The 11,375-nt window shown below is 46.2% G+C and carries 9 protein-coding genes and 1 pseudogene; 7 read left to right on the top strand and 3 right to left on the bottom strand.

Features of this window, described 5'->3' with window-relative positions; genetic code table 11:
* The 3 genes and pseudogenes from QT974_RS15725 to hpsJ-B form a co-directional block, all read right to left on the bottom strand.
* Positions 1 to 190, bottom strand: a pseudogene (locus QT974_RS15725) (hypothetical protein); the annotation flags it as partial.
* 235 nt (positions 191 to 425) lie between these two features.
* On the bottom strand, positions 426 to 1,343 hold the full coding sequence (locus tag QT974_RS15730; RefSeq protein ID WP_333469397.1) for a glycosyltransferase family 2 protein: 918 nt from the start codon (positions 1,341 to 1,343) through the stop codon (positions 426 to 428).
* 265 nt (positions 1,344 to 1,608) lie between these two features.
* Positions 1,609 to 2,439 carry a hormogonium polysaccharide biosynthesis protein HpsJ gene (gene hpsJ-B, locus QT974_RS15735; RefSeq protein WP_333469398.1) on the bottom strand — a complete coding sequence of 277 codons (831 nt, stop codon included), beginning with the start codon at positions 2,437 to 2,439 and terminating at the stop codon, positions 1,609 to 1,611.
* Positions 2,440 to 3,699: 1,260 nt separating this feature from the next.
* Here hpsJ-B and rfaE2 point away from each other — a divergent pair.
* The 7 genes from rfaE2 to QT974_RS15770 all read left to right on the top strand — a co-directional run bounded on the left by rfaE2 (position 3,700) and on the right by QT974_RS15770 (position 11,314).
* Complete coding sequence (gene rfaE2, locus QT974_RS15740; RefSeq protein ID WP_333469410.1) at positions 3,700 to 4,194, top strand: D-glycero-beta-D-manno-heptose 1-phosphate adenylyltransferase; 495 nt, start codon at positions 3,700 to 3,702, stop codon at positions 4,192 to 4,194.
* Positions 4,195 to 4,337: 143 nt separating this feature from the next.
* Complete coding sequence (locus QT974_RS15745; protein ID WP_333469399.1) at positions 4,338 to 5,207, top strand: STAS domain-containing protein; 870 nt, start codon at positions 4,338 to 4,340, stop codon at positions 5,205 to 5,207.
* Positions 5,208 to 5,390: 183 nt separating this feature from the next.
* The gene (locus tag QT974_RS15750) at positions 5,391 to 5,765 is read left to right on the top strand and encodes an STAS domain-containing protein (protein ID WP_333469400.1); all 375 of its coding nucleotides are present in this window, start codon (positions 5,391 to 5,393) and stop codon (positions 5,763 to 5,765) included.
* Positions 5,766 to 5,927: 162 nt separating this feature from the next.
* Complete coding sequence (locus QT974_RS15755) at positions 5,928 to 6,326, top strand: anti-sigma regulatory factor (protein WP_333469401.1); 399 nt, start codon at positions 5,928 to 5,930, stop codon at positions 6,324 to 6,326.
* A gap of 553 nt (positions 6,327 to 6,879) precedes the next feature.
* Entirely contained in the window at positions 6,880 to 7,899 is a 1,020-nt protein-coding gene (locus tag QT974_RS15760; protein WP_333469402.1) for an ATP-binding SpoIIE family protein phosphatase, read from the top strand.
* A gap of 83 nt (positions 7,900 to 7,982) precedes the next feature.
* The gene (locus QT974_RS15765) at positions 7,983 to 9,542 is read left to right on the top strand and encodes an ATP-binding protein (RefSeq protein ID WP_333469403.1); all 1,560 of its coding nucleotides are present in this window, start codon (positions 7,983 to 7,985) and stop codon (positions 9,540 to 9,542) included.
* A 299-nt stretch (positions 9,543 to 9,841) separates the two neighbouring features.
* Positions 9,842 to 11,314 (top strand): MBOAT family O-acyltransferase, encoded by a 1,473-nt coding sequence (locus QT974_RS15770; RefSeq protein ID WP_333469404.1) that lies wholly within the window; start codon positions 9,842 to 9,844, stop codon positions 11,312 to 11,314.
* Positions 11,315 to 11,375 lie beyond the last annotated feature (61 nt).

The following is an 11,375-nucleotide window of genomic DNA, read 5'->3' on the forward strand; positions in this document are numbered from 1 at the left end:
TAGCAGTTGACAGTTGACAGTTGACTCCGAAAGCAGTTGACAGTTGACAGTTGATAGTTGGCAGTTGATAGTTGATAGTTGGCAGTTGATAGTTGATAGTTGGCAGTTGGCAGTTGGCAGTTGATAGTTGATAGTTGATAGTTGGCAGTTGGCAGTTGATAGTTGATAGTTGATAGTTGGCAGTTGGCATTTTTTATTCGTTAGGTGTTAGCAGTTAGGTCTGAAATTCCCAATCACCAATTCCCAATTCCCAATAACAAATAACCAATCACCAATCACCAATAACCAATAACAAATAACCAATCACCAATAACAAATAACCAATCACCAATCACCAATCACCAATCACCAATAACTAATAACAAATAACCAATAACCAATAACCCATAACCCATAACCAATTCCCAATTACGAATTCCCAATTTTCAATTACCAGTATCGGAAGCGCCAAGATTATAAGAAACTTTAGACTGCTCAACTGTTACAACTTCCGAAATAGACTGTTCCTCAACTGCTTCTAAAATTGGCAGCGGCATATGCTTCATTTCCCACACTTTCAGCAATATTAAATATTCATAAAAAGCTTGCAGCGTGCACCAAGCCAATCCAGCTTGACCGTCAAGAAACCCGCCGAGTAAAATATACATATAAAAAAAGCGCACCACAGGCCGCAAAGGCAAGCGCAAAGAAAAGTCTTTCAAAGCGCGGCGCCTTTCTACCTCCGACGCGCCAAACAATAAATCCCACCAATTTACTTGACCTGCTGATAATTGGCGGAGAGTTTCAGCCGCTTCGTCAGTCGAGTAGCGGTTGTGCTTTTCAATCCAGCGGGAAAGACCTTTGCTGCAAGTATAGTGAGGGTAGGTTTCCTTCAAAAAATGAGTCGGCCCGTTGCAGACTTCCCGTTCGGTGTGACCGTAGTCAGTAAACCACACTAGGTCTTTGCGAAACAGGCGCATTTGATAGCGCGGATATTGAGTGCTGCGGCGAATCCAGCGCTCCATAAATATTACTTTTTCAGCTACATAATAGCCGATATATTCTGGACTAGCGATCGCCTGTAAGCATTCAGCAAACAGTGCAGGTGTCATCCGCTCGTCAGCTTCGAGGATGTAAACCCATTCGTACTTGCATTGTACTTCTTGGAGCATCCAAGTCCGCTGGCGTCCGTGAGTTTCAAAGCGGTGCTGTACTGTTTGCACGGGATAGTTCTGAACAATCTCAAGGGTGCGATCGCTGCTGAAAGAATCAACTACAATGATATCGTCACAAGGCAGTGCCGATTCTATGCAAGCGGCGATATCAATCTCTTCGTTGTAAGTCAGAATATAAATTGAGAACATTCCCAGCTTTCAGTAAGGGCAAACTATCCGGCAAATCAAGTATTTATTTATCAGGGATGTTTTGACTTGCACGCTCCGGGCGCTCCCGTGGGTCGATTTTAGATACTTCGACTTCGCCGTACAAGTTTTAGACGGAGGCTACCGCTGTCGGACGATTTTAGATTTTAGATTTAGTCCACAGATTAGTCTGGGAGCAGCAACTTGGGTCTAAAATGTCGATCTCTGTACGATGATTGTGGAGGGCTGGTATCCGTTGTTTTGTGGGTCAATTTTTGCGGTGCCCCAACCGTAGAATTCCCATACTTCTGAGTCCAGTCCAACCAACAGTAATATAGCCGATCGCCAACAACAAACTGCTGATACCTGTCTGCAAACTCGAATTTCTCGATCGAGTTCTCAACTCTTTCTCTTTTTGTTGTTTGCGGGTGCGAATCTCGTTGCGAGCTTGGTTGGGCAGTTCTTGGGCTTGCTGTTCGAGGAACTTGTCGAGCGCTTTCGGGTCACTTTTCGACTCTTGAAGTACAGCTTTCAATTCCTTGGGAACATCTGGACTCTTGAGTGCTTGTTGCAGTTTTGCGTCGTCTTGCAGCAATGCGCCTATTTGGCTGCGGCGCTGGCTTTTGAGCTGTTCTACCTGAGCTTTAAACTGCTCGCTTTTAATTTGCGCCTCAAGTTGACCTTCGGCTTGTCCAGCTTCTTTATCGACTTGAGCCAGAGCATCCTTGAGTTCCAAACGAGTATTGTTGAGGTGAACGGGAACCACCAACAGGTAAATTAGCCCTAACAAGCTGGAAATCAACAGCGCCCAGAATCGCAAATCAACCCAAACATTGCGTCTGTCAATAGAAACTCCGCTGCTGCTGTCCACCCAAAAGCCTGTCATCAGTAAGGCGATACCCATCAAAGGAATAATCCCCCGGTCAACTATCTGAGTCGCAGCGGCAAGCTGCCAGCCTCGATTGAGAATATCGGAGGTTTCTCCTGGCAGCGACAGAACGATGCAGTCAAGCAGAGCAGAGAGAATCAAGATAATTCCCACTACTTTTAGAGTGCGAGCAGCGACTGAAGAAAATTGACGGCTATTAGTTGCTTTCATAATTCCTGTGAGATAATTCTACACCGTTAGATTCAGCGAAATTTTGTTTAATCAGTTCACTGGTGGGAGCGCTCAATTGCCCTTCTTCGCTGGTGGCGAATGCCTGGCGAAGGCGAGTGGTGGGCCCGGCAACACAATCCTTTGACTTTCAGTCCCTGGCTGTGTGAAAACAGGAATCCTGAAAGTGAAAACGGCTGTTGAGGCGCGTGTGCCGGGCCGACGAATCAAAGCGTGCCCGATTGTCTGAGTTTGGCAGCCCCAAAAACAGGCTTGCCCAGGTTAGGTACTTCAGGTTATTTTCCACCAAAATAGCTCGATCGGGTACTCGCCTAAATTTTCTCCCAGCTTTTCACAAGCTGGGGTGGTGACACCAGTTGGGCCGGCACTGCTACAGGCTCTGCTATGTGCAGAGTTTGGCACAGGAGGCGGAGCGCGGGTGCTGACCGTCAAAGCCAGCGGCTGCCCCCGTGAGGGCTGGAGGCAGCCCGCAGAGTAGTTCTACACGCTCTTGCAGCAGCTTTTAACTGGCTTTTGCTTGCCTGGGGGTGTCCGAAATAATCGACACAGGAGGGTAACTTTTAGGTGGCTTTCACCCCTTACATCTCCCGCTGCTAGTGGCAGTCGCACAAAATCCCCTGTCTTATAGTAATTGATATCACAGAAAGCTGGAATAAATAAGTATTGCGCCACCTTTTTAACCTTCAAGTACCAATTACCTTTATTCACGACAGCAAAGTCACAGATACACCGACATAGCATTCCTCGCATCAATTGTAAACTCTTTATATTCTCTTCTTTTCTTTGGTCAGAATAACTCCGCTGCGCGTCGGTCATAATGACGAGTCTTCTAACGGTTCGCTAACAAAGCAGCCAGTTTGTCAAAAAACTTCTGTCAATTATTGATTTATTTATGGTTATTTTAATAACTAATTATTTGCTTTTTTTTAATATTTTTTATATAAAGTATGAGGATAAATTTATTCGATTTAGCGGCAACTAACAGCCTAAATTTATAATTATTAAAAATTGGTTGTATGTCCCTAGCCTTGGACTCAGGCAGTCCAGGGGTAAAACGATGTGAAAAACAGACACGGAGATTGTTCTGGCGCCGCGCTGGGGACAAAAAACCTTAACTCAATAGAATCGGGTTATCTGTTGATATTCATTTAAATTGTAGAATGTTTAAGGGGAAGGTGCCGTTGTCGCGCATTCCTTGCTAGGATGATTCATCCCCGTTCAAATTTGCTAGTGGTGAATGCAATGATTTCTGGTGTTTACACGTTGAGAGAAATTGAAAGCTCGATCGCAGCAGATCCGGATAATTGGCGTCCGATCGTGTTTACTAACGGCTGCTTCGATATCCTGCACGCAGGCCACGTCCGTTATTTGCAGGCGGCAAAAGCTTTGGGGCGATCGCTCGTGGTGGGGTTGAATAGCGACGCTAGCGTGCAAGCGATCAAACCGCAGCAGCCGGGATTGCCGCCCCGCCCGATCGTACCAGAAAATCAGCGAGCCGAAGTTTTAGCTGCCCTCAAATCAGTAGACGCGGTAGTAATTTTTTCCGAGATTACAGCAACTAAACTGATAAGTATCCTGAAGCCTGATATATACGTTAAAGGAGGCGACTATCAACTGTCAACTCTGCCGGAAGCACCGACGGTGATCGCCGGAGGCGGCAAGATTTCGTTGATCGAAATAGAAGTTCCGAGTTCTACGAGCGCGATCGTCAAACGCATTTTGCAGTTAGGCGCCTAGCCCCCGATCGCAAATAGGAAATAGTGAGTTAAACTCAGAAGTTGCCCCAATCAAAATACGAAGAGTACGCGCGAGCGAAGCTATCCCTCTTCGTGAATCGCTCATACAACTTCATCCCAATTGCTAAGCAGGAGATAATTTCAATGGAACTCACAAGCAATAACACGATCGCCCAAATCCTCGAAAAAAACAAAGCTGAGCTCTTAGCAGACTGGCTCAAAGAACTGCAAAACACCGGGCTGCGGCGGGACGACTTGATGAGAGCCAAAGAATTGCGATCGGAGTGTCAAGAGTTCCTGCAATTGCTGCAAATAGCAGTGGGGCACGGTAACTTAAGCGACATCCAGACGCCGGAATGGGAGAATATGCGGCTGCTGCTGGCAGAAGTTTCGCGATCGCGAGTTCAGAGGGGCTTTACCCCCTCAGAGATCGCGAGTTTTATTTTATGCTTCAAAAAGCCATTGTTCGATCGGCTTTGTCGCGAATTGACACAAAATCGCGACGCACTCGTCGAACAACTATGGCTGTCTACCAGCTTATTAGACCAGCTAGGCCTTTGGGTAACAGAAATCTTTCTCAAAGCTCGCGAAGAAGTCATCGAACGCCAGCAGCAAGAAATGCTGGAATTGTCAACACCTGTAGTCAAACTTTGGCAAGGCATTCTCGCCTTACCAATGATCGGAACTCTCGACAGCGCCCGCACTCAAATAGTTATGGAAACTTTGCTACAAGAAATTATGGAAACAGGCTCAGAATTTGCGATTTTAGATATTACAGGGGTGCCGACTGTTGATACTTTAGTCGCTCAACATTTATTAAAAACTGTTGCCGCCGCCCGTTTAATGGGTACTGAGTGCATCATCAGCGGCATTCGCCCGCAAATCGCTCAAACCATTGTTCATTTGGGAGTTGACTTGCAGGATATTCTGACTAAAGCGACTCTGGCAGATGCTTTTAAAGTCGCTTTGCAGCGCCAAGGTTTAACTATAAAAAATATTAAAGAGGAGAGATAAAAATTATAGCAATTATTATATAGTAGTGGGAATGGGGCATTGGGGATGGGGCATGGGGCATGGGGCAAACAGGGAATTGGGAACGGGTAATTTGTAATTGCTCTGTTACTTACATTGATAACCGCTATATTGTGTTTGTGCGTAAAATTTTTATTGATTTAAAACTCAAATAGAGGTGAATTTATGGAACGGATTCCGATTTTGCAAATGGGAGAATTTTTGCTAGTGACAATCCAAGTGGATATGCACGATCGCTTGGCAATGACCTTGCAAGACGACCTGACGAATCGCATAGTAAAAACAGGAGTCAAAGGAGTTTTAATAGAAATATCTTCCCTAGAGATCGTAGATTCCTTTATCGGTCGCATTCTCAACAATATCGCTACCATGTCGCGATTTTTAGATGCTGAAACAGTTGTGGTCGGGATGCAGCCAGCGGTGGCAATTACGCTGGTAGAATTGGGGCTTTCTTTGACAGGAGTTCGGACAGCTTTAAGCGTTGAAAAGGGGATGAATTTATTGCGAAAATCCTTGGAATTGTCTGATTTAGAAGTGTAAACAATCGATTAATTCTCCGGTAATTTAGACACGGAGACTTCAAAAATGGTTTTTTTTGTAAATACTTTTTTGATACACTCAAGACTTATTACGAGGAACACTTGTTGAGGAGTGTAACTTCTATGTTTTGTGGAGAAGTTCTATTTTAGTAGATTAGCCGCCATGTCAAAACGTGAGACACTAGAAATTCGATCGTCCTCCGATATAGTCCACGTCCGACAGCAAGTGCGAAGTTGGGCTGTAGCAATGGGATTCGGCTTAGTAGACCAAACAAAAATTGTTACCGCAGCCAGCGAACTTGCCCGCAATACTGTAGACTACGGCAAGGGGGGAACTGTAACTCTCGAAACGCTCCAATCAGCTAGTCGCAAAGGACTGCGGCTGATATTTGAAGACAACGGCCCGGGAATTGCAGACATCGAATTGGCAATGACTGACGGTTATACTTCCGATCGTGGTTTGGGTTTGGGGCTCAGCGGTTCTAAGCGGTTGATGCACGAATTTGAGATTGTTTCTAAAGTGGGTAAGGGGACTAAAATTGCGATCGTCCGCTGGCGCTGAGTCTGGAGATGGGGAAATGGGGAGATGGGGAGATGGGGAGATGGGGAGATGGGGAGATGGGGCGAGAAACTGGGTTTCTACGAGTTTTGTGTTTAGGAACTAGAAATATTCTCATAAACTCGGTTTCTGAAACAATTGATGAGGGCGAGAAAGCGGGTTTCTACGAGTTTTTGAGTGGGTGCATCTCATATATAAAAATATACTTGTAGGGGCGAAGCATTTCGGCAGTAAATCTCTGATTATCACTCATAAGTTATATGCCGAAATGCTTCGCCCTGGCCAAAATGAGATGCACCCTTTTAATTGGGTAACTAGAAATATTCTAAGAAACCCGGTTTCTGAGGTCACTAATCACTGATAACGGGTACATCTAATTTGTGAAGAGGGCGAAGCATGACCGTATATAAGTTATTAGTTATAATCCCATATTGATGGCGGTCATGCTTCGCCCCTACGGATATATTTGCCTTGCGACAGATGCACCCCTGATAGATGACTAATGACTTCTTCCTTTTGAAATGTGCACTAGCTTAAGATTAGAACTACAAAAATAATGATCGATACCGTAGCCATACCAGTAACAGAAGAAAGTCAAGTCGGAGAAGCGCGACGAATTGCAGTCGCCTTGGCGGCGGAAGTCGGATTTAATGAGACCGATCGCGGTAAAGTGGCAATTGTGACTACCGAAGCAGCAAAAAACCTGGTCAAACACGCCCGCGAAGGAGAAATTTTGCTGCAAACCGTAAAAACAGCGGCAGGAGATAGCATTGAAATAGTAGCACTAGACCGAGGGCCGGGAATGGCAAATGTCGGTCAGTGTTTGCGGGATGGTTTTTCGACGGCGGGAACGCCGGGAATTGGACTCGGCGCCATTAAACGCCTCTCTAGTTTTTTTGATATTCATTCTGTACCGAAGCTGGGGACAGCTTTATTAATGCGGTTGTTCGTGGCAAAAAATAGCCGGGAAGCCTCCCAAAATATCAATTACTTGGAATTTGGGGTCGTCGGCTTGCCGAAAGTTGGAGAGCAAATTTGTGGCGATTCCTGGGCTGCTGCTCATGACGCTGACAAAAATCTGATTTTAGTTGCTGACGGACTCGGCTACGGGGTTTTGGCCCAGGAAGCGTCGCAGGAAGCGGTGCGGATATTTGGGGAAAACGCTAAACTGGGGCCGAAAGCTATTTTAGAGAAGGCCCACGCTGCTTTAAAAAATACCAGAGGAGCGGCTGCTGCGATCGCGCGAATCGATCGTACCCAAAAAACAATTTGTTTTGCCGGAGTTGGTAATATTACTGGTGTAGTGTTCACAGATAACCAAGCTCGCAGCATGGTTTCCTACAACGGCACAGTTGGACATCGGATGCAAAAAGTAGCAGAATTTGTCTATCCTTGGTCGCCCAATTCCCTGCTAATCCTGCACTCGGATGGTTTGGCGGCACAGTGGGATTTAAACCGCTACCCCGGTTTGACTGCGAGACATCCGGCTTTAATCGCAGCGGTACTCTACCGGGACTTCAAACGCACTCGGGATGACATGACTGTTGTAGTAGCCAAGGTAAAACAACCAGCTTGATACCAATTCCGAAACAGAATGAAACTGCGTTGTGAGCCCTAAATCATGATATTCATCAGCGATTCCCCAATCGAAAATCCCTAATGCTTCAATGCGAAAATGGCATGATTTACCCAATCCTGACGACGGAAGTCCGCTTTGAACAAGACATCGTACAAGTCCGCCAAAGAGCTCGCCAAATAGGCGCATTGTTGGGATTCGACTCCCAATCACAAACCCGCATCGCGACAGCAGTTTCCGAAATTGCCCGCAATGCTTTCAAATATGCAGGTGGCGGCAAAGTAGAATTTATTGTGGAAGGGGAATCGCCGCAAGTTTTTCGGACTCGGATTTCTGACAGCGGCCCGGGAATTCCTGATTTAGCCCTGGTTTTGGGCCCGAATTTTCGATCGCAAACTGGTGCGGGAATGGGTTTAGCAGCAGCAAAACGGTTGATGGATGAGGTGCAAATCGACTCCGCGCCCGATCGCGGAACTGCTGTACAATTGATTAAGCAGTTTTCTAAGCAAATGCCTGCGCTGAGTGCGATCGAGCTAAATCAATTAGTAGACAAACTAGCGCGCCAAATTCCCGAAGATCCCTATGCGGAAATTCAGCAGCAAAATCAAGAATTGCTGCGTACTTTAGACGAACTCCGCCAGCGTCAAGAAGAACTCGTACAATTAAATCAAGAACTAGAAGATACGAATCGCGGAGTCGTCGCACTTTACGCGGAATTGAACGAAAAAGCCGAATCTCTCCAGCGAGAGGGCGAACTCAAAACTAGCTTTCTCTCCAACATGAGTCACGAGTTTCGCACTCCGCTAACCACAATTCTCAGCATTTCCGAAATCTTGTTAAATCGCCTCGACGGAGAACTTTCAACCGAACAAGATAAGCAACTAAATTTTATTCGTAAATCCGCCGAATCTTTGGCGGAACTTGTCAACGACTCGTTAGATTTAGCCAAAGTCGAAGCCGGAAAAGTAACTGTGCGCGTGGCTGATTTTGAAGTCGAAGATTTGTTCAGCGCGCTGCGGGGAATGATGCGCCCCTTGCTACCGCAAAAATCGACCGTAAGTCTAATTTTTGAAGCGCCTCTGGAACTTCCAACCCTGACCACCGACGAGGGAAAAGTTTCTCAGATTTTGCGCAATCTGATTTCTAATGCGCTGAAATTTACCGAAGCCGGGGAAGTGCGAGTTGCTGCCGAATTGGGAGAGGGGGGAACAGTTACTTTTTCTGTGGCTGATACGGGTATTGGCATTCCAACCGCCGACCAAACGCGGATTTTTGAAGAATTTGTCCAAGTGGAAAATCACTTGCAGAAGAGCGTGAAAGGTACGGGATTGGGATTGTCTCTGTGTAGAAAAATGGCGGAATTTCTGGGGGGAAGTATTGAAATCCAAAGTTCGCCCGGGGTTGGTTCGACTTTTTTGGTGAATTTGCCGATCGCCTATGCTGGAGATCCAGAAGTATCTGCACAAAAGCCCGCAGCTAAACCAGAGGAAACAGGGCGGGCGATCGTAAATTCTGTATCTGCTGCGGGCGATTGGGTACCAAAAGTTTTGATGGTCAAAGAGCAAAAGAGTTTTTCGCTATTTGGTGAAAGACTCTTTTGCAGAAGTTCATTGTACTGCGATCGGGGGCGCCAACGGTGGTGAACATCCGACTTACCCTTGCAACCAGGTAGACAAAAACAAAGTTTATTTAATTTGCAACAGCATTTAACCTTTGTGCTGTAAAATTTAGCAGTTCTCAGTTGCCGACTCTACATTAGGGACTTGCCGAGTGCCTGTTTTCGTGTGGGCGATCGGCTAAAATCCACGATAAATCTGGTTGTTAGCAAAATCTCGATCAAAAATAATGCAACTGTAGGTAAGATCCGAACACATACAGAATCAGCCCTTCCCACTTCTGCAATTCTTCAATCCCAAATCCCAAATCCCAAATCTAAAATCGCATGACTTTCATCTCCATTCAATATGCCCTGTTTCTGTTGGTTTTGTTTGCGGCTTACTGGTTGGTTCCGCTGCGGTGGTGGCGGCTGTTTGTCATGCTGACGGGAAGTCTAATTTTTTATGCTTCGCTGCAAATTTGGTACATTCCTTTACTGTTAGTCGGTGTGGTGTTTAATTACTGCTTGGCGATGGCGATTGGGGAACCTCTGGATTGGCGGATTGCTAATGAATCTTGGAACCGCCGCCGTTTGTGGCTGCTGTGGCTGGGAATTGGGCTGAATGTGTTGCTGCTGCTGGGTTTTAAGTATGTGCCTTTTTTCTTGAATTCGATCGGCACTTTGTTAAATTGGCCTGTTGCTTTAGACAGCGCTAACTGGGTGAAAACTCACGTAGTTGCACCTTTGGGATTGAGTTTCTTTTGCTTTGAGTGCATTGCTTATTTGATAGACGTGTACCGTGGCGCGCCGGCGGCTAATTCGCTGCTGCACTTTGCTGCTTACAAGTTGTTTTTTGCGAAACTGATTTCTGGCCCGATTACTCGCTATCACAACTTGATTTATCAACTGAAATCACAGAAATTTCCGACGCCAGATCGCATTTCTGAGGCACTTTGGACGATCGCCTTCGGCGCAGTCAAAAAAGGTCTTTTCGCTGACAATCTGGGAATTTATGTCGATTTAAGCTTTACCAACTTGCAGCGGGCGGGAAGCGAGGATTTGTGGCTGGCAATTTTTGCTTACGGGCTGCAACTTTATCTCGATTTTAGCGGCTATGTTGACATGGCGCGCGGTACAGCTTTGCTGCTAGGTTGGTATTTGCCACCAAATTTTGATTTCCCTTATTTTAGTACCAGTATTGCTGATTTTTGGCGGCGCTGGCACATGACTTTGGGGGATTGGCTGCGCAATTATTTGTATTTTCCCTTAGGGGGTTCGCGCGTTGGTTTGTGGCGTACTTGTCTCAATTTGTCGGTGGTGATGTTAATTGCCGGAATTTGGCACGGGGCGGCTTGGGGATTTATAGTGTGGGGAGGTTTGCACGGTTTGGCTTTGGCGGTGCACCGGGTGACGGATGTGACTTTTAAGAAGTTGCGGATCGAGTTTTTGTGGGAAAATGCGATCGGAATGGCAGTGGGTTGGCTGTTAACTCAAACGATGGTTTTTGGTAGTTGGGTATTTTTCAGGCTTCCCGATTTAAAGGATTCGGGATGGGCAATTTCGCATTTGTGGGGACATCCTGCTGACGTGCAGTTTGCGCATAAAGTTTATGTGGAAGCTTTGGGTTTGGAAAGAGTGCATTTAACTTGGATCTTGGGGGCTGTGGCTGCCGCAATGCTGGCGAATTATGCCCTGAGTCGGGGTTTGAAGTTGGAGTTAAATTGGCCTGTGAAATTAGTGTTAGTGCCGATTTGTTTGTATGCGGTTTGGGTGTTGGCCCCAGACGGTGGTTTGCCTTATATTTATTTCGATTTTTAGGAGACGGGGCGGTTGAAACCGCGTCTATACATACAAAACCCAAGGAGTGTGGGTTGAATCA

Origin of the sequence: Microcoleus sp. BM001215392, from assembly GCF_036700185.1 — a bacterium.
GTDB lineage: Bacteria > Cyanobacteriota > Cyanobacteriia > Cyanobacteriales > Microcoleaceae > Microcoleus.